The 16,709-nt window shown below is 63.2% G+C and carries 18 protein-coding genes and 1 pseudogene; 10 read left to right on the top strand and 9 right to left on the bottom strand.

Annotated features, from left to right (window positions below):
• Positions 1-163: 163 nt before the first annotated feature.
• The 6 genes from purL to purC form a co-directional block, all read right to left on the bottom strand.
• A complete protein-coding gene (gene purL / locus M4J40_RS17335) occupies positions 164-2,368 on the bottom strand; it encodes a phosphoribosylformylglycinamidine synthase subunit PurL (RefSeq protein ID WP_251755679.1) in 2,205 nt (734 codons plus the stop codon).
• Positions 2,369-2,496: 128 nt separating this feature from the next.
• Complete coding sequence (locus tag M4J40_RS17330) at positions 2,497-3,063, bottom strand: BLUF domain-containing protein (RefSeq protein ID WP_251755678.1); 567 nt, start codon at positions 3,061-3,063, stop codon at positions 2,497-2,499.
• A gap of 185 nt (positions 3,064-3,248) precedes the next feature.
• A complete protein-coding gene (gene purQ, locus M4J40_RS17325; RefSeq protein ID WP_251755677.1) occupies positions 3,249-3,920 on the bottom strand; it encodes a phosphoribosylformylglycinamidine synthase subunit PurQ in 672 nt (223 codons plus the stop codon).
• A gap of 20 nt (positions 3,921-3,940) precedes the next feature.
• Positions 3,941-4,060, bottom strand: a complete 120-nt coding sequence (locus tag M4J40_RS17320) for a phosphoribosylformylglycinamidine synthase-associated small membrane protein (RefSeq protein ID WP_251755676.1) — start codon at positions 4,058-4,060, stop codon at positions 3,941-3,943.
• 7 nt (positions 4,061-4,067) lie between these two features.
• Positions 4,068-4,310 carry a phosphoribosylformylglycinamidine synthase subunit PurS gene (purS, locus tag M4J40_RS17315; RefSeq protein ID WP_251755675.1) on the bottom strand — a complete coding sequence of 81 codons (243 nt, stop codon included), beginning with the start codon at positions 4,308-4,310 and terminating at the stop codon, positions 4,068-4,070.
• 115 nt (positions 4,311-4,425) lie between these two features.
• On the bottom strand, positions 4,426-5,223 hold the full coding sequence (gene purC, locus M4J40_RS17310; protein ID WP_026782764.1) for a phosphoribosylaminoimidazolesuccinocarboxamide synthase: 798 nt from the start codon (positions 5,221-5,223) through the stop codon (positions 4,426-4,428).
• Positions 5,224-5,571: 348 nt separating this feature from the next.
• Between purC and M4J40_RS17305 the strand changes: the two genes are divergently transcribed.
• A complete protein-coding gene (locus M4J40_RS17305; RefSeq protein ID WP_251755674.1) occupies positions 5,572-5,955 on the top strand; it encodes a DUF1476 domain-containing protein in 384 nt (127 codons plus the stop codon).
• 19 nt (positions 5,956-5,974) lie between these two features.
• A complete protein-coding gene (locus M4J40_RS17300; RefSeq protein WP_251755673.1) occupies positions 5,975-6,745 on the top strand; it encodes an HpcH/HpaI aldolase/citrate lyase family protein in 771 nt (256 codons plus the stop codon).
• A gap of 23 nt (positions 6,746-6,768) precedes the next feature.
• Here M4J40_RS17300 and M4J40_RS17295 read toward each other — a convergent pair whose 3' ends face one another.
• The gene (locus M4J40_RS17295; protein WP_251755781.1) at positions 6,769-7,329 is read right to left on the bottom strand and encodes an alpha/beta hydrolase; all 561 of its coding nucleotides are present in this window, start codon (positions 7,327-7,329) and stop codon (positions 6,769-6,771) included.
• A gap of 291 nt (positions 7,330-7,620) precedes the next feature.
• Between M4J40_RS17295 and M4J40_RS17290 the strand changes: the two genes are divergently transcribed.
• Together M4J40_RS17290 and M4J40_RS17285 are read left to right on the top strand one after the other, a co-directional pair.
• Positions 7,621-7,953 carry a helix-turn-helix transcriptional regulator gene (locus M4J40_RS17290; protein WP_251755672.1) on the top strand — a complete coding sequence of 111 codons (333 nt, stop codon included), beginning with the start codon at positions 7,621-7,623 and terminating at the stop codon, positions 7,951-7,953.
• Positions 7,946-8,416 carry an SRPBCC family protein gene (locus M4J40_RS17285; protein WP_251755671.1) on the top strand — a complete coding sequence of 157 codons (471 nt, stop codon included), beginning with the start codon at positions 7,946-7,948 and terminating at the stop codon, positions 8,414-8,416. The genes M4J40_RS17290 and M4J40_RS17285 overlap by 8 nt, the downstream gene beginning before the upstream one ends.
• Positions 8,417-8,468: 52 nt before the next feature.
• Here the strand turns inward: M4J40_RS17285 and purB are convergent, their stop codons facing one another.
• Both purB and M4J40_RS17275 read right to left on the bottom strand, forming a co-directional pair.
• The gene (purB, locus tag M4J40_RS17280; protein ID WP_251755670.1) at positions 8,469-9,794 is read right to left on the bottom strand and encodes an adenylosuccinate lyase; all 1,326 of its coding nucleotides are present in this window, start codon (positions 9,792-9,794) and stop codon (positions 8,469-8,471) included.
• 169 nt (positions 9,795-9,963) lie between these two features.
• On the bottom strand, positions 9,964-10,524 hold the full coding sequence (locus M4J40_RS17275) for a flavin reductase (RefSeq protein WP_251755669.1): 561 nt from the start codon (positions 10,522-10,524) through the stop codon (positions 9,964-9,966).
• 376 nt (positions 10,525-10,900) lie between these two features.
• On the opposite strand from M4J40_RS17275, the gene M4J40_RS17270 reads away from it, so the two are divergent.
• From M4J40_RS17270 to M4J40_RS17245, 6 genes and pseudogenes are all read left to right on the top strand, one after another.
• Positions 10,901-11,821 carry a branched-chain amino acid ABC transporter permease gene (locus tag M4J40_RS17270; protein WP_251755668.1) on the top strand — a complete coding sequence of 307 codons (921 nt, stop codon included), beginning with the start codon at positions 10,901-10,903 and terminating at the stop codon, positions 11,819-11,821.
• 2 nt (positions 11,822-11,823) lie between these two features.
• The gene (livM, locus tag M4J40_RS17265) at positions 11,824-13,218 is read left to right on the top strand and encodes a high-affinity branched-chain amino acid ABC transporter permease LivM (RefSeq protein ID WP_251755667.1); all 1,395 of its coding nucleotides are present in this window, start codon (positions 11,824-11,826) and stop codon (positions 13,216-13,218) included.
• 1 nt (position 13,219) lies between these two features.
• Positions 13,220-14,074, top strand: a pseudogene (locus tag M4J40_RS17260) (ABC transporter ATP-binding protein); the annotation flags it as partial.
• 26 nt (positions 14,075-14,100) lie between these two features.
• A complete protein-coding gene (locus M4J40_RS17255; protein ID WP_251755665.1) occupies positions 14,101-14,838 on the top strand; it encodes an ABC transporter ATP-binding protein in 738 nt (245 codons plus the stop codon).
• A 68-nt stretch (positions 14,839-14,906) separates the two neighbouring features.
• Positions 14,907-15,254, top strand: coding sequence for a DUF6867 family protein (locus tag M4J40_RS17250; protein WP_251755664.1), 348 nt, complete (start codon positions 14,907-14,909; stop codon positions 15,252-15,254).
• Positions 15,255-15,418: 164 nt separating this feature from the next.
• The gene (locus tag M4J40_RS17245) at positions 15,419-16,537 is read left to right on the top strand and encodes a branched-chain amino acid ABC transporter substrate-binding protein (RefSeq protein WP_251755663.1); all 1,119 of its coding nucleotides are present in this window, start codon (positions 15,419-15,421) and stop codon (positions 16,535-16,537) included.
• Positions 16,538-16,709: the final 172 nt, after the last annotated feature.

The following is a 16,709-nucleotide window of genomic DNA, read 5'->3' as shown; positions in this document are numbered from 1 at the left end:
AAATGTCTCGGTCAAAAGAACCACTAGCAAGCTATTGTTTCTAGTGGAGCTTTTGAATTTGACATTTGAGCGGGCGCTCTATGTCAGGCGGGACTCAAATGTCAAATTCGCTCCACCAGAGCATATTCCAGTTCGGTCGGATTGCCAGCCGAGGGAGAAGCGCTCAGGCCTTCCCGCCCATGAAAGCTGGGAACCAGCCGTCATAGGCCGCCTTGATGTCGGCGATGGACGCCTTGCCGGCAGGGCCGAAGTCGACGGCGTTGCCACCGACGGTGCCGATCCGCTCGACCTTGATGCCGGCCTTGGCGGCGTCGGCCAGAACGGCGGCGCTCTCGTTGGGGTTCACGGCGATCAGGTAGCGAGCCTGATCCTCGGCGAAGACTGCCACATGCGGGGTGAGGTCGCCAAGCTCGATGCGGACGCCGCGCTGACCGGCCATCGCCATTTCGGCAAGCGCCACACCGAGGCCGCCGTCAGAGAGGTCGTGGCAGGTGGAGACGCGACCGGCGGCGATCAGGCCGCGCACGAAGTCGCCGTTCTTCTTCTCGAGTGCGAGGTCGACGGGCGGGGGCGTGCCTTCCTCGCGACCATGAAGATCGCGCAGGTAGACCGACTGGCCGAGGTGGCTGCCATGGCCGCCGACGAGCAGAACCTCGTCTCCGTCCGCCTTGAAGGCGATGGTGGCCATCTTGGCCACGTCCGGCAGGAGGCCGACGCCGACGATGGTCGGGGAGGGCAGGATGCCTTCGCCGTGGGTCTCGTTGTAGAGTGACACGTTGCCCGAGACGATCGGGAAGTTCAGGGCGCGACAGGCATCGGCGATGCCCTGCAGCGCCCGTACGAACTGGCCCATGGCCTCCGGCTTCTCGGGGTTGCCGAAGTTGAGGTTGTCGGTGAGGGCGATCGGGTCGCCGCCCACGGCGGTGACGTTGCGCCAGCTTTCGGCCACCGCCTGCTTGCCGCCTTCGAAGGGGTCGGCCTCGCAGTAGCGCGGCGTCACGTCTGCCGACATGGCCAGCGCCTTGCCGGTCCCTTCGACGCGGACGACACCGGCGTCGCCGCCGGGGATCTGGGCCGAGTTGCCCTGCACGAGGCAGTCGTACTGCTCGTAGACCCAGGCGCGCGAGGCCTGGTCGGGAGCCCCCATCAGACGGACGAGCGCGGTGCCGACATCGTTCACTGCGGGAATGGCGTCGGCGGCAAGCGGAGCGGCCTTACGCGGCTCGACCCACGGGCGATCATACTCCGGTGCTTCGTCGCCGAGTTCCTTGATCGGAAGGTCGGCGACTTCCTTGCCCTGCCAGATGATACGGAAGCGAAGGTCGTCGGTGGTTTCGCCGCAGACGGCAAAGTCCAGCTCCCACTTGCGGAAGACGGCTTCGGCCTCCTTCTCCTTGGAAGGTTCGAGCACCATCAGCATGCGCTCCTGGCTTTCGGAGAGCATCATCTCGTAGGGCGTCATGTCCTCTTCGCGCTGCGGCACGCGGTCGAGATCGAGGCGGATGCCGAGGTTGCCCTTGGCGCCCATTTCGACGGCCGAGCAGGTGAGGCCGGCGGCGCCCATGTCCTGGATGGCGACCACGGCGCCGGTCTTCATCAGCTCCAGGCAGGCTTCCAGGAGGCGCTTTTCGGTGAAGGGGTCGCCGACCTGAACGGTGGGACGCTTCTCCTCGATGGTATCGTCGAATTCGGCGGAGGCCATGGTGGCGCCGCCGACGCCGTCACGGCCGGTCTTGGCGCCAAGATAGACGACGGGCAGGCCGACACCCTTGGCTTCGCTGAGGAAGATGCCGTCGCGCTTGGCGATACCCAGGGCGAAGGCGTTGACGAGGCAGTTGCCGTTGTAGCGGGCGTGGAAGCGAACCTCGCCGCCGACGGTCGGCACGCCGAAGGAGTTGCCGTAGCCACCGACACCGGCGACGACGCCGGCCACCAGATGGCGGGTCTTCGGATGATCGGGCTCGCCGAAAGACAGCGAGTTCATGGCGGCGATCGGCCGGGCGCCCATGGTAAACACGTCGCGCAGGATGCCGCCGACGCCCGTCGTCGCGCCCTGATAGGGCTCGATGTAGGACGGGTGGTTGTGGCTTTCCATCTTGAAGATGGCGACATCGCCATCGCCGATGTCGATGACGCCGGCGTTCTCGCCTGGTCCGATGATGACCTTGTCGCCCTTGGTGGGCAGGGTCTTCAGCCACTTCTTGGAGGACTTGTAGGAACAGTGCTCGTTCCACATCGCCGAGAAGATGCCGAGCTCGGTCAGTGTCGGCTTGCGCCCGATCAGATGGAGGATGCGGTCATACTCGTCGGGCTTGAGCCCGTGACGGGAGATGAGGTCGGGCGTGATTTCGATGTCGTTCTGGAACACGGGCAATCCCCTTGGAGACCGGGCCGACGGTTGGGCAGGGGATAGAACGACTGGCACAAAACCGCAAGAAAGCGGCCGCACAAAAAAGCGCGTGTCGCCGCTTTTTCAGACGGCAACGATCGGTACCGTCAGGTTGGGGCCATGGTCTTGGTGTTGACGACCCTTATGGTCTCGACCGGCGGGTCCTGCCTGGCCGGTGCCGGGCGAGGCGCGGCGGGCGGCGGCTGGGGCGGCAATGTCGTCGGACGTTGGTCGGCAAGCCCGGTGCGCTGCACGTAAAGCGTATCGAGGGCGCAGAACTCGCGAACGAAATCGAGGACGGCTGCCGCCGACATGCTCGTCGGGTTGATATCGACCGTCGGATTGTACTTCAGGTACAGCCGCTCGGCATCGATGGTGCGCCCCGCGTAACCCACCGCCCATCCGTCGAAGACGCGCTTGTCGATGGTGGATATGGCGAGCACCGTGAGGTCTTCGATGCGAGGATCTTCGAATAGCAACCGCAGGCGCTTGGAGACTTGCTCGCGAGCGCCCTCGATGACCTCCAACATATATTTTTCGTTGAAGACAAGACCGCCGGTGAGGCCCGACGCAGGACTATACTCGCTGGCCGCCGCCAAGATGCTTTTGATCATCCCGGCGGATTCGCCGATCTTGACGTTGGTGCGACCGTAGAACACCAGTCGAGACAGCATGGCAGTACGCTCCGGCCAATGTTAATCCGGTTTCCACTGAAGCCCCGACGTGGCAGACAAATGGTTACCGAAGCTGACCTGGTGGCGAAAACGAAAGGCTATCTGCTACTTAAGGTAAGTTGAGGTTAATCAGCTCGCAAAAACTGTCAATATACAACACCACAACTGGCGGTGCGTTCTTGGCTTCAGGCGGCGACGGAGGTGGCGACGCTTTCGAACAGGCCACGGCCGTCAAGGCCTCCGTGCAGGGCTTCGATCAGGTTTTCGGGGTGCGGCATCATGCCGAGCACGTTGCCGGTCTCGTTGAGAATGCCGGCGATATCGTTGATCGAGCCGTTGGGGTTGGTGCCCTCGGCATAGCGGAAGGCAACGCGTCCTTCGCCTTCGAGTCGCGCCAGCGTTTCCGGGTCGGCGAAATAGTTGCCGTCGTGATGGGCCACCGGGCAGCGGATCACTTCGCCCTTGGAATAGGCGCGGGTGAAATCGGTGTCGTTGTTGGTCACCTCGAGCTTCACTTCCTTGCAGACGAAGCGAAGGTGGGCGTTGCGCATCAGCGCGCCGGGCAGCAGGCCGGCTTCGGTGAGGATCTGGAAGCCGTTGCATACACCGAGGACGCGGACGCCGGCCTTGGCCTTCCTGGCTACGTCGAGCATGGCCGGCGAGCGCGCGGCGATGGCGCCGCAGCGCAGATAGTCACCGTAGGAGAAGCCGCCGGGCAGGACGATCAAGTCGACGTCCGGGATTGTCGCATCCTGGTGCCAGACGACCGTCGGCTCGACGCCGGTGACCGAATGCAGGGCCTTGACCATGTCGTGGTCGCGGTTGGAGCCGGGAAAGAGGACGACGGCCGAGCGCATATCGTGTTCTCCTCGAAAGGTCAGGGCATCAGGAACAGAACGGCGAGAGTGGCGGCGACGACCGGAATTCCGATGAAGATCGCTGCCTTGACCAGCATGAAACGAATGATCCGGCGCGTATCGTCAGGGCCGTCGGCCATGTTCGCCTCAGCCGAGAATGGCGATGTCGTAGTTCTCGATAACGGTGTTGGCGAGCAGCTTCTCGCACATGTCGGCGACCGCCGCGCGGGCCTTGTCCGGGTCGGTCTCGGCGAGGGAGAGGTCGACGATCTTGCCCTGGCGGGCGCCGTCTATGCCGGCGAAGCCGAGGCCGCGCAACGCGCCCTCGATCGCCTTGCCCTGCGGGTCGAGGACGCCCGCCTTGAGGGTGATGGTGACGCGCACTTTCATGGCCGTATCCCGAAAATGAAGAACGCCGGGGGAATAACCCGGCGTTCTCGAATTCACAAGTCGGTTTTCGAGGCGTCTCCGCCTTTCATGGCGCTGCTTTTCGCAGCGTCCATGCTTATTTCACCAGCGTCGGGCCGGAGGGGCGCGTCTGCTCGGACTCGTTGAGGATGCCCAGGCGCCGTGCGACTTCGGTGTAGCTCTCGACAAGACCGCCCATATCCTTGCGGAAGCGATCCTTGTCGAGTCGGTCGCCGGTGGCGATATCCCAAAGACGGCAGCTGTCGGGACTGATCTCGTCGGCGACGACAATGCGCATCATGTCGCCTTCCCACAGGCGCCCGCACTCCATCTTGAAGTCGACAAGGCGAATGCCGACGCCGAGGAACAGACCGGCGAGGAAGTCGTTGACACGGATGGCCAGCGCCATGATGTCGTCGATTTCCTGCGGCGAGGCCCAGCCGAAGGCCGTGATATGCTCTTCGGAAACCATCGGGTCCTTGAGCTCGTCGCTCTTGAAATAGAACTCGATGATCGAGCGCGGCAACTGTGTGCCCTCTTCGATCCCGAGTCGCGTGGCGATCGAGCCCGCCGCGACGTTGCGCACCACCACCTCAAGCGGAATGATCTCCACCTCGCGGATCAACTGCTCGCGCATGTTGAGACGGCGGATGAAATGGGTGGGAATGCCCATGTTGTTGAGATGGGTGAAGAGATATTCCGAAATCCGGTTGTTCAGAACACCCTTGCCGTCGATGATCTCGTGCTTCTTGGCATTGAACGCCGTAGCGTCGTCCTTGAAGTGCTGAATCAACGTACCCGGCTCGGGACCTTCGTACAGGATCTTGGCCTTACCTTCGTAGATACGCCGGCGGCGGTTCATGGGGATATACCGTGGTCTGTTGATGAAATCCATGAGGCCGGGGCTCCGGGTCCGATTTACAACTAGCCCGCTTGTCGCCTCGGCGGGAATTCAGGATGCGACAACACGACAACCGGCGCGCAATGCACCGTCAGCGTGGACACATTCTAAGCACAGAAAGCGGGCGAACTGACGTCCGCCCGCTCCCTCGCCTGGAGGGCACACTATCCGATCGGGTCCCGGATAACAATCCCGTCGTGCTGCAATTTCGCGTAGTGGTCATTCCTTAACTCTTTTGGTTACTTACCTACTTCCGGCCAAGTTGATCACAGGGGCGTGAAAGCTTATATTCAATTCGAGGAGAGTGTTTGAGCTTTCGCCTTTTAGAGAAAGGAGGTTCGGATGTCCGCGACATGGAGCCGAAGCCTGCCTTTGTCAGGTGAAAATGCCCACAACGGCAATATCGCGGTCTTCGATAACCGCGAGAAAGCCTTCGAAATCAAGTTTGCCCGCGACGAGGAGTTGAGGTTCCGCACCACTGCGCGCCGCAACAAGCTCATCGGTCTGTGGGCGGCCATGAAAATGGGGATGGGCGAGTCCGAGGCGGCCGACTATGCTCGTACGGTCGTCTTTGCGGATCTCACGCGGGTCGGCGGTCGCGACATCTCCGCCAAGCTGGCGGCTGACCTCGCCGACGCCGGCATTCCCGTAACGGACGACGAGATACAGACGGCGATGCGCGATTTCATGGCGCGCGCCGAACTCGAGGTCATGACCGAGACCTGATCCGTCCGAAAGGGAAACGATGGAACGTCCATCCTTGCGCGCCGCGCTTGCAGGTACCCGTCCACTGCGTGTCGGCTGGTCTTGCCTGCCCGATCCGCTGGCTGCCGAGACCATGGTCCGGGCCGGCTTCGAGGCGGTCTTGCTCGATCTCCAACATGGCGTGATCGACATGGGCGTGGCGCCGGCCATGCTCGCCGCTATTCGCTCGGCCGGTGGGTACGCGCTGGCTCGCGTTCCGGTGGGCGAGTATCAGTCGGCTTCCCGGCTGCTCGACTGGGGCGCCGAGATGGTGGTGGCGCCGATGATCGAGACAGCCGATGACGCGCGTGCCTTCGCAGGCTTCATGAAGTATCCGCCGGACGGGCTGCGTTCCTACGGGCCTGCCCGCGCAGTGCAGTTGTCGGGCCTGTCGGCTGACGCCTACCGAACGTCGGCCAACGCCTCGACGCTGGCGGTGGTGATGATCGAGACGCGGTCCGCGCTTGCCAACCTGGATGCCATCCTGGCCGTTCCCGGCATCGATGGCGTGTTCGTCGGCCCGTATGATCTTTCCATCGCCCTGTCGCCCGATGGCGAGCCGGGGCTCGACCGGCCCGACACGATCGCCGCCATGGAGCGGGTGGTCCGACAGGCCAAGGCGGCCGGCAAGATATGTGGCGCCTTTGGCGCGAATGCCGCGCTGGTGCGTCGCTATCTCGGGCTCGGCTTCACCTTCGCCACGCTGTCGACCGACATGGATCTTGTCGCCTCTGCCGTGAAGGCGGCGATCTCCGAGGTGGAGGGTGGCTGACGGGATCCGCAGTCGCGGCGCCGTCAGGGCGCCGCGGGTGCTCCGGCTCGCTTCAGAAGCGTCGCAAAGCGCGTCAATCCTTCCGGCCACGGGCCATAACCGGTCTCGTCGTTGAGGTGGCCGGCAAATCCCGCGTCGACGAAATCCGATCCCCAGGCGGCGGCATACTCGTCCGCTCGCTCGAAGGCGCAGTAAGGATCGTCGCGGCTCGCGATCAGCATGGAAGGGAAGGGTAGGGGGTCAGTAGACAGACCGGCGAAGCTGGCGATCTCAGGGACCTCCAGCTGATCCACGTCCGGCAGGCCGACCAGGAACGCGGCGGCCACCTTGCGTCCGACGTAGGGGGCGGCGTGGATGACAGTGGCGACGCCGAGCGAGTGGGCGACAAGCACCACCGGTCGACTCGCCTTGCCGACGGCGATGCCGAGGGCGGATACCCAGGCGTCACGATCGGGCTTGGCCCAGTCGCGCTGGGCGACGCGCCGCGCCGTTGGCAGGCGCTTCTCCCAGCGGCTTTGCCAGTGGTTGGGACCTGAGTTGTTCCAGCCGGGGATGATGAGGATGTCGCATTCGGAGGTCTTCATGGTGCGACCTTGAATGGCTTTCGGGCGGAAAGCAAGGCAGGCGCCGTCACCGCGATCGAGTGCCTTCACGTTCTGAGTCTGCTTTCGGCTTGAGTTGAAGCTCATGTGAAGATTCAAGATGAAGTGCCTTGGTTTCAGTGGGTTATCCTCTACTCCTCTGTCCGGGATGCTCTCGTGTGCCTGCCGTTGTGATGGCGATTCAAGCTGTATCCTGATGTTCCGATTCGACTTGAAGTCCTGCCGACGGGGCGGCGGGATTGATTTACCGTAAGTGTACGCTTACGGTAAGCTATGGCTAACATGAACTCCGCCCTGCTTGCCCTTGCCGATCCCACCCGTCGCGCTGTGTTCGAGCGTGTGGCTCGATCTCCCGCGCCGGTGGGCGACATTGCCATGGGGTTGCCGGTATCCCGGCCAGCCGTGTCGCAGCATCTCAAGGTGTTGAAGGAGGCTGGATTGGTGTTGGACCATGCCGATGGCGCAAGGCGCATCTATCGCATCGATCCCAGGGGGCTCGGCCCGCTCAGGGCTTGGCTCGATCAGTTCTGGGGTGAGGCTCTCGATGCCTTCGCCGCCGATCTCGAAGCGCATGCAAAGGACGACAAGGATGACGACCATGACTGACACGATCGTTGCCGCCCCCGTTCGCCGTTCGGTGACCGTCAAGGCGGAGCCGGCACGCGCCTTCCAGGCCTTCGTTGGAAATATCGGCCGCTGGTGGCCGAGAAGTCATGCCATCGGCGGCAAGCCTCTGGTCGATGCCGTCATGGAACCTCGGGCGGGTGGCCGCTGGTATGAGGTAAGCGAGGATGGCTCGACCTGCGACTGGGGAAAGGTGCTGGTTTACGAGCCGCCGGGGCGCCTGGTTCTCGCCTGGCAGATCGATGCAGACTGGAAATACGATCCTGACCTCATCACCGAGGTGGAGATATTGTTCATCCCCGACGGTGAGGGAACCCGCGTCGAGCTCGAGCATCGCAACATCGAGCGCTTCGGCAGCCGGGCCGCGGCCGTTGCCGACATGATTGGCTCGGATGGCGGCTGGCCGCTCATTCTCGGGCTCTATGCAGAGAGCGTTGCAGCCTGAGCCGAGCTCGTTGGCAAAGAAAGCCCCGGGTGACCGGGGCTTTCCGAAGGGATCACTCGCCAAACACGCGGGCGAAGATCGTCTCGACGTGCTTCAAGTGATAGTCGAGGTCGAACTTGTCGCGAATTTCCTCCTCGGAAAGCGCGGCGCGCACCTCCTGGTCCTTCAGGAGCTCCGACAGGAAGTCGACGGTCGAGCTGCCGCCGTGGTGGTAGCTCTCCCACACCTTCATGGCGTTGCGCTGGACGAGGCGATAGGCATCCTCCCGCGAGACCCCGGCCTGCGTCAGCGCCAGCAGGATGCGCTGGGAGTGCACGAGGCCGCCGAGGCGGTCCATGTTGGCGACCATGCGCTCGGGATAGACCAGGAGCTTGTCGACGACGCCGGTGAGGCGGGCGAGGGCGAAGTCGAGCGTGATGGTGGCGTCGGGGCCGATATAGCGCTCGACCGACGAGTGGGAGATATCGCGCTCGTGCCAGAGAGCGACGTTCTCAAGCGCCGGCGTCACGGCGGCGCGAACGACGCGGGCGAGGCCGGTGAGGTTCTCGGTCAGCACCGGGTTGCGCTTGTGCGGCATGGCCGACGAGCCCTTCTGACCGGGCGAGAAATACTCCTCGGCTTCCAGCACCTCGGTGCGCTGCAAGTGGCGGATCTCGATGGCGAGGCGCTCGACCGACGAGGCGACGACGCCGAGCGTGGCGAAGAACATCGCATGACGATCGCGGGGGATGACTTGTGTCGACACCGGCTCGGGGCGCAGCCCCAGCGCCTCGGCGACATGGATCTCGACGCGCGGGTCGATGTTGGCGAAGGTGCCGACGGCGCCGGAGATGGCGCAGGTGGAGATTTCCTCGCGAGCGGCGACGAGGCGGGCCCGGCAGCGGTCGAACTCGGCGTAGGCCTCGGCCATCTTCAGTCCGAAAGTGACCGGTTCGGCGTGAATGCCGTGGCTGCGGCCGATGCAGACCGTGCGCTTGTGTTCCTTGGCGCGGCGCTTCAGCGCGGCGAGCAGGGCATCGAGGTCGGCGATCAGCAGATCGGCGGCCCGCTTGAGCTGGACGTTGAAGCAGGTGTCGAGCACGTCCGACGAGGTCAGGCCCTGGTGGACGAAGCGGCTGTCCGGGCCGACGAACTCGGCGAGGTGGGTCAGGAAGGCAATGACATCGTGTTTGGTGACCCGCTCGATCTCGTCGATACGGTCGACGTCGAATGTCGCCGCGCCGCCCTTTTCCCAGATGGTCTTCGCCGCGTCCTTCGGTACAACGCCGATGGCGGCGAGAGCGTCGGTGGCGTGGGCCTCGATCTCGAACCAGATACGAAACTTGGTTTCCTGGCTCCAGATGGCAGTCATCTCGGGGCGGGCGTAGCGCGGGATCATGGCTCGGCCTTCTCTTGTGGGAATGGGCGCGGTTTAGCAGGAAGGGCGAGGTGGCTCAACCGGCGTCGCAACGCGGCGCGCAATGCCGTCATTCCGCGACTCATGAACTGAGTCCGGAGTCCGGAACAATCAATTGATTGGAAACGTGTTTCAGTCTGGGTGGGGCGGATCAGGCTTCGCCGTAATGCCGGTCGTGATAAATCAGGACTTCCTTGGCGCCGGTGGAATCGCGCGGTTTGGTCAAGGTGGCGATGACCGTGCCGAAGTAGACGGTGTGCGAGCCGACGTCCTGGAACGACAGGAGGCGGCAATCGAGCGCCATGATGGCGTCCTTCAGGACGGGCGAGCCGGTGGAAAGCACGGTCCAGTCGCCGTGCTTGAAGCGGTCGTCCAGGTGCAGGCCGGTTCGGCCAGCAAAAATGTTGGCCAGCGTTACTGCATCTTTAGGTAGCAGATTGACCGCGAACTGGGCATTGTCCTGCATCAGCCTGTTCTGCGGGCTTTTGCGGTTGAGGCAGACCAGAATTGTGGGCGGATCGTCGGATACGGAAGCGACCGCAGTGGCCGTAAAACCGGCCTTTCCGGCCGGTCCTGCGGTGGTCACGATGCTGACGCCCGATGGAAGGCGGGCAATGGCATCGCGAAATGCCTCGCCGGTGGTCGTCTGCAGGGTGCTCGTGGCGCTTTCCTGCCCAGAAAAGTCGCGACCGGCTGTGCTGTCGGTGGCCATTGTTGCCTCTCGCAAAGCGAATCCGTTGATCTGCCTACGCTTATCACGAACGGACCGGCTGTCAGACCCCCATAATGCGGTCACGCCAAAAGCGGCAAACTTCTTGCATAGGGCTGGCGGGGCGCGGGTTGCACTTTGATTGAGCCTTTTCGGAGATTACGCGTAAATCTCCAAAATAGTGACGGATCGAAGTGAAATTCGCTAGATATTGGCCAATTGGGCCGAGTTATGTTTCGCGAGGGGTGATTCCACATGCAATGACAAGGGGCTCGGTTGTCTTGATCGATCGATCCTGTTAATGGAATCCATAACGCCCACAAATGAAGCAGCCTGGAAAATGCTGCCACCAAGGGCGTCTGCAGGGGGTCTCAGTTTCATGGAAGTTTTCGTCCAGCAGGTGATCAATGGGATCACGATCGGATCGCTGTACGGTCTGATCGCCATTGGTTACACCATGGTTTTCGGCATCATCGGCATGGTGAATTTCGCCCATGGCGACGTGTTCATGGTGTCTGCCTTTTTCGCTCTCATCTTTCTCCTGGTGCTGACGTCCTGGTTCGGCATCGCGTCGATGACATTGGCACTCATTCTCGTCATGGTCGTGGCGATGGTGCTGACGGGGCTACTCGTCTGGGCGATCGAACGCGTCGCCTACGCACCACTCAGGGGGTCGTTCCGCCTCGCGCCGCTCATCTCGGCCATCGGCATGTCAATCGTGCTGTCCAACTTCATCCAGGTCGCCCAGGGTCCGCGCAACAAGCCGATCCCGCCGGTGACGCGTGACGTCTACACGCTCTGGGAAGGCGCCAACGGCTATCCGGTCAACCTTTCCCTCAAGCAGATCATCATCTGGGTGGTGACGGCCCTGTTGCTCGCCGCCTTCTGGTACGTGGTGCAGAAGACCGCTCTCGGTCGGGCCCAGCGCGCCTGCGAGCAGGACCGCAAGATGGCCGCGCTGCTCGGCGTCAACGTGGACCGCACCATTTCGCTGACCTTCGTCATCGGCGCGGCGCTTGCCGCCGTCGCGGGCACGCTGTTCCTCATGTACTACGGCGTCGTGGTGTTCTCAGACGGCTTCACGCCGGGCGTGAAGGCGTTCACGGCGGCGGTTCTCGGAGGCATCGGCTCGCTGCCGGGCGCGGTCCTCGGCGGGTTGCTGATCGGTCTCATCGAGACGCTGTGGGGGCAGTATGTCTCGGCCGACTACCAGAACGTCGCCGCCTTCTCGATCCTGGTCATCGTGTTGATCTTCATGCCGCAGGGCCTGCTCGGTCGTCCGGAAGTCGAGAAGGTCTGATCATGAACTCAGCTGTGAAGTCCAAAGACGGGGCGGGCATCGATTTCGGCCGCGCCCTCAAGGATGGCGTGATCATCGGGATCGTCGCCTTCGCTCTCCTCGGGCCTCTGGTCGGCCTCAAGACCGACCAGAACATGGCCAACGAACTGATCCTGCAGAACAGGCTCGGCCTTGCCGCCATACTGTCCGCGATCATCGGCGTCGGCAGGTTCCTGCTGTCGGCCTTCATCTATCCCTGGATCGCCGCTCGCGGACGCCGCACCAAGGCGGCGGTGACGCTGGCCGAGCTGGAGGCGCGGGCGAGGGTCACCCGGGGGCTGTCGGTCACCGGCCTGATCTTTCTGTTCGTCTACCCGATCCTGATCATCTCGCTGTTCGGCGTGCAGGGATCGATCAAGTGGGTGGACAACTACGGCGTCCAGATCCTGATCTACGTGATGCTGGGCTGGGGCCTCAACATCGTCATCGGCCTCGCCGGACTGCTCGACCTCGGCTACGTCGCCTTCTACGCGGTCGGCGCCTATTCCTATGCGCTGCTCGCCATCAATTTTCACCTGAGCTTCTGGGTGCTGCTGCCGGTGGCCGGCATTCTCGCCGCCTTCTGGGGCATCATCCTCGGCTTCCCCGTGCTCAGGCTCCGAGGCGACTATCTCGCCATCGTCACGCTGGCCTTCGGTGAGATCATCCGACTGGTGCTGATCAACTGGAAGGACTTCTCCGGCGGCTCGGCGGGCATTTCCTCGATCCCGAAGGTGACGATGTTCGGCATCTACTCCTTCGACATGAACGCCACCAACAGCTTCATCAAAGCGTTCCATCTCTCGCCGTCGTCGGCCTACTACAAGGTGTTTCTCTACTACCTGATCCTGCTCCTTGCGTTGCTCACCGCCTTCATCACCATCAGGCTTCGCCGCCTGCCGATCGGCCGCGCCTGGGAGGCGCTGCGCGAGGATGAGGTGGCCTGCCGGTCGCTCGGCATCAACACCACCAACACCAAGCTGACGGCCTTCGCCATCGGCGCCATGTTTGGCGGCTTCGCCGGCTCGTTCTTCGCCGCCCGCCAGGGCTTCGTCTCGCCGGAATCCTTCATCTTCATGGAATCGGCCGTCATCGTCGCCATCGTGGTGCTGGGCGGCATGGGGTCGATGATCGGCGTCGCGTTGGCGGCGGTGGCGATGATCGGTGGCACCGAGCTCCTGCGCGAACTCGACTTCCTGAAGCTGGTGTTCGGCAAGGACTTCAATCCCGACCAGTACCGCATGTTGTTGTTCGGCCTCGCCATGGTGATCATCATGGTGTGGAAACCGAGAGGTTTTGTCTCAGCTCGTCAGCCAACCGCCTTCCTGTTCAAGCGGAAGACTGTTTCAGGCGATCTCGTGAAGGAAGGCCACGGCTGACATGACCATCTCTTATCGGAACTGGGACAGCGATCCTGTCCTGACCGTCGAGCATCTGACCATGCGTTTCGGCGGTCTCGTGGCGGTGAACGATCTTAGCTTCTCCGTCGGCCGGGGCGACATCACGGCGCTGATCGGTCCCAACGGCGCTGGCAAGACCACGGTGTTCAACTGCATCACCGGCTTCTACAAGCCGACGACCGGCATGATGTCGATGCGTCCCAAGGACGGGTCGCTGCATCTTCTCGAGCGGCTGCCCGACTTTGTCGTCGCTCGCAAGGCCAAGGTGGCCCGCACCTTCCAGAACATCCGCCTGTTCTCGGGCATGACGCTTCTGGAAAACCTGCTGGTCGCCCAACACAATCCGCTGATGATCGCCTCGGGCATGACCATTCTCGGCGTGCTCGGCATCGGCGGCTACAAGACCCACGAACGGGAGGCGATCGAACGGGCCAGCTACTGGCTCGACAAGATCGGCCTCATGGACCGCGCCGACGATCCGGCCGGCGATCTCCCTTATGGCGCCCAGCGCCGCCTGGAGATCGCCCGCGCCATGTGCACCGGTCCGGACCTGCTCTGTCTCGACGAACCGGCCGCTGGCCTCAACCCGCGTGAATCGGCCGAGCTCAACGCTTTGCTGCTGTCGATCCGTCAGGACGACGGCACCTCGATCCTGCTCATCGAGCATGACATGTCGGTGGTGATGGGCATCTCCGACCATGTCGTCGTGCTCGAATACGGCACCAAGATCGCCGACGGTACGCCCACCGAGACGCGGAACGATCCGCGCGTCATCGCCGCCTATCTCGGCGTCGACGACGAAGAGGTGGAAGAGATCGAGCAAGAGCTCGACGAGACGGCCGGCAGCGAAGGGGGCAGGGCATGAGCGCCACGGACACCAAGTCCCTGCTGACCGTCAGGGGCGTCAAGACCTATTACGGCAACATCATCGCGCTGAAGGGTGTCGACGTCGACGTCCACCAGGGCGAGATCGTCACGCTGATCGGCGCCAACGGTGCCGGCAAGTCGACGCTGATGATGACCATCTGCGGCAATCCGAGGGCGCGCGAGGGCACGATCGTCTACGACGGACAGGACATCACGCGCCTGCCGACCCATGAGATCGCACGCCTCAGGATCGCCCAGTCGCCCGAGGGGCGGCGCATCTTCCCGCGCATGACGGTGCTCGAAAACCTGCAGATGGGCGCGTCGATCGACAACATGGAGTTCTTCGACACCGACATCCAGTACATGTTCGACCTGTTTCCGCGCCTCAAGGAGCGGATCAACCAGCGTGGCGGCACCCTGTCGGGCGGCGAACAGCAGATGCTGGCCATCGCCCGCGCGCTGATGGCGCGGCCGAAGCTGCTGATGCTGGACGAGCCGTCGCTCGGTCTGGCGCCGCTGATCGTCAAGCAGATCTTCGACGCCATTCGGGAGCTCAACCGGCGCGACGGCCTTACCGTGTTCTTGGTCGAGCAGAACGCTTTCCATGCGCTGAAGCTCGCCCATCGCGGCTACGTGATGGTCAATGGCGTGATCACCATGAGCGGCTCCGGCCGTGAACTTCTCGAAAACCCGGAGGTGCGCGCCGCGTATCTCGAGGGTGGTGCCCACTAACACTGGCTGGGTTTGTCGTCGCGGGAAGCGGCTTCGCTTTCCCCCGGCAGGCTCCAAGGAGAAAGATCATGCAGGGCATCCTCTACGAAGAGGCGTCGAGCCTCACCTTTATCTTCGTCACGCTTCTTCTGGGCGGCCTCGGCGCCTGGATGACCGGTCGCGCTTGCGCCAAGACGTGGCGGCCAAGGTTGGTGATGGCGATCTATGTCGCCATCCTCTCCGTCGGCATCCGCTTCATCCATTTCTCGATCTTCAGCGGCACGCTTCTGTCGCCGCACTATTACGTCGTCGATGCGATCGTTCTCGAAGCCATCGCATTCGCCGGATTCCAGTTTACGCGCGCACGTCAAATGGCTACGCAGTATTACTGGCTATACGAGTTGACCGGTCCCTTCTCCTGGAAGGGGCGCGGTTGAGCGGAAACGACGAGGTCAGGGCTGGATTTCCAGTCGTGGCCAGGCGTTCCGGGTGGCGACCGGCAAATGGAGCAGGGGTTTTCTCCGCCGGCCGCCGCTTTGTACCCAGGGCTCGGGAATGAGCCCGCTAGACTTCCAGTGACAGAAAAATGGGAGACCACAAAATGAAGAAGTTCCTCCTGTCTGGCGTCGTGTTCGCCGCTGGCCTCGCTTTTGCCGGCGCCGCTTCGGCGGACGTCATCATCGGCGTCGCCGGTCCGCTGACCGGTCCGAACGCCGCTTTCGGCGCCCAGCTCCAGAAGGGTGCCGAGCAGGCCGCCGCCGACATCAACGCCGCCGGTGGCATCAACGGCGAGAAGGTCGTCATCGAGCTCGGCGACGACGTGTCGGACCCCAAGCAGGGCGTCTCGGTGGCCAACAAGTTCGTGGGTGATGGCGTCCAGTTCGTGGTCGGTCACTTCAACTCGTCGGTGTCGATCCCGGCTTCCGACGTCTATGCCGAGAATGGCATCTTCCAGGTGACGCCGGCCTCCACCAACCCGAGCTTCACCGAACGCGGCCTTTGGAACACCTTCCGCGTTTGCGGTCGCGACGACCAGCAGGGCGCCGTTGCCGGCAAGTACATTGCCGAGAAGCTCGCCGGCAAGAAGGTGGCCGTGCTGCACGACAAGACCACTTACGGTCAGGGCCTTGCCGACGAGACCAAGAAGGCGCTCAACGCCGCCGGCGTCACCGAAGCCCTCTATGAAGGCGTCAACGTCGGCGACAAGGACTTCTCGGCCCTCATCTCCAAGATGAAGGAAGCCGGCGTCGAAGTCATCTACTGGGGCGGCCTGCACACCGAAGGCGGTCTGATCGCCCGTCAGTCGGCCGAAGCCGGCCTCAAGGCGACGATGATGTCGGGTGACGGCATCGCCTCCGACGAGTTCGCCGCCATCGGTGGTCCGGCCGTCGAAGGCACGCTGATGACCTTCGGCCCCGACCCGCGTCAGAACCCGGCCGCTGCCGACGCCGTGAAGAAGTTCCGGGACGCCGGCTTCGAGCCCGAGGCCTACACGCTCTACAGCTACGCCGCCGTACAGATCATCGCCGCCGGCGCCAAGGAGGCCGGTTCGGTCGATCCGCAGGCTGTGGCCGAGACCGTCCGCAAGGGCGCGCCGATCTCGACCGTTATTGGCGAGCTGGCCTATGACGAGAAGGGCGACCGCAAGGACGCCGACTACACTGTCTACGAGTGGTACAAGGCCGACGACGGCAAGATCACCTACAAGATGCTGCCGTAAGTCGCGGTTCGGCCGCTTCGGCGGCTGGAACAGGCGCTTCGCATCGAACGCCGCCGGGTCACTCCGGCGGCGTTTCGTTTTATCAAAAGAAAACCTCCACCTATGGTGGAGGATTGGATGGGTTCTACACAGTATAAAAGAAACCTCCGTGCTTGGGCCACGCAGTGGGTCA

It is taken from the genome of Pleomorphomonas sp. JP5 (assembly GCF_023721815.1).
In the GTDB taxonomy this organism is placed as follows: Bacteria; Pseudomonadota; Alphaproteobacteria; order Rhizobiales; family Pleomorphomonadaceae; genus Pleomorphomonas.
The sequence above is the reverse complement of the archived record's forward strand: the minus strand, read 5'-3'. Positions and strand labels throughout refer to the sequence as shown.

What these genes read in the sequence shown, in the direction of transcription:
- M4J40_RS17330 (WP_251755678.1), bottom strand. Translation starts at nt 3,063, where the DNA reads ATGCTGTCTCGACTGGTGTTCTACGGTCGCACCAACGTCAAGATCGGC.
- purQ (WP_251755677.1), bottom strand. Translation starts at nt 3,920, where the DNA reads ATGCGCTCGGCCGTCGTCCTCTTTCCCGGCTCCAACCGCGACCACGAC.
- M4J40_RS17320 (WP_251755676.1), bottom strand. Translation starts at nt 4,060, where the DNA reads ATGGCCGACGGCCCTGACGATACGCGCCGGATCATTCGTTTCATGCTG.
- purS (WP_251755675.1), bottom strand. Translation starts at nt 4,310, where the DNA reads ATGAAAGTGCGCGTCACCATCACCCTCAAGGCGGGCGTCCTCGACCCG.
- purC (WP_026782764.1), bottom strand. Translation starts at nt 5,223, where the DNA reads ATGGATTTCATCAACAGACCACGGTATATCCCCATGAACCGCCGCCGG.
- M4J40_RS17305 (WP_251755674.1), top strand. Translation starts at nt 5,572, where the DNA reads ATGTCCGCGACATGGAGCCGAAGCCTGCCTTTGTCAGGTGAAAATGCC.
- M4J40_RS17300 (WP_251755673.1), top strand. Translation starts at nt 5,975, where the DNA reads ATGGAACGTCCATCCTTGCGCGCCGCGCTTGCAGGTACCCGTCCACTG.
- M4J40_RS17295 (WP_251755781.1), bottom strand. Translation starts at nt 7,329, where the DNA reads ATGAAGACCTCCGAATGCGACATCCTCATCATCCCCGGCTGGAACAAC.
- M4J40_RS17290 (WP_251755672.1), top strand. Translation starts at nt 7,621, where the DNA reads ATGGCTAACATGAACTCCGCCCTGCTTGCCCTTGCCGATCCCACCCGT.
- M4J40_RS17285 (WP_251755671.1), top strand. Translation starts at nt 7,946, where the DNA reads ATGACTGACACGATCGTTGCCGCCCCCGTTCGCCGTTCGGTGACCGTC.
- purB (WP_251755670.1), bottom strand. Translation starts at nt 9,794, where the DNA reads ATGATCCCGCGCTACGCCCGCCCCGAGATGACTGCCATCTGGAGCCAG.
- M4J40_RS17275 (WP_251755669.1), bottom strand. Translation starts at nt 10,524, where the DNA reads ATGGCCACCGACAGCACAGCCGGTCGCGACTTTTCTGGGCAGGAAAGC.
- M4J40_RS17270 (WP_251755668.1), top strand. Translation starts at nt 10,901, where the DNA reads ATGGAAGTTTTCGTCCAGCAGGTGATCAATGGGATCACGATCGGATCG.
- livM (WP_251755667.1), top strand. Translation starts at nt 11,824, where the DNA reads ATGAACTCAGCTGTGAAGTCCAAAGACGGGGCGGGCATCGATTTCGGC.
- M4J40_RS17255 (WP_251755665.1), top strand. Translation starts at nt 14,101, where the DNA reads ATGAGCGCCACGGACACCAAGTCCCTGCTGACCGTCAGGGGCGTCAAG.
- M4J40_RS17250 (WP_251755664.1), top strand. Translation starts at nt 14,907, where the DNA reads ATGCAGGGCATCCTCTACGAAGAGGCGTCGAGCCTCACCTTTATCTTC.
- M4J40_RS17245 (WP_251755663.1), top strand. Translation starts at nt 15,419, where the DNA reads ATGAAGAAGTTCCTCCTGTCTGGCGTCGTGTTCGCCGCTGGCCTCGCT.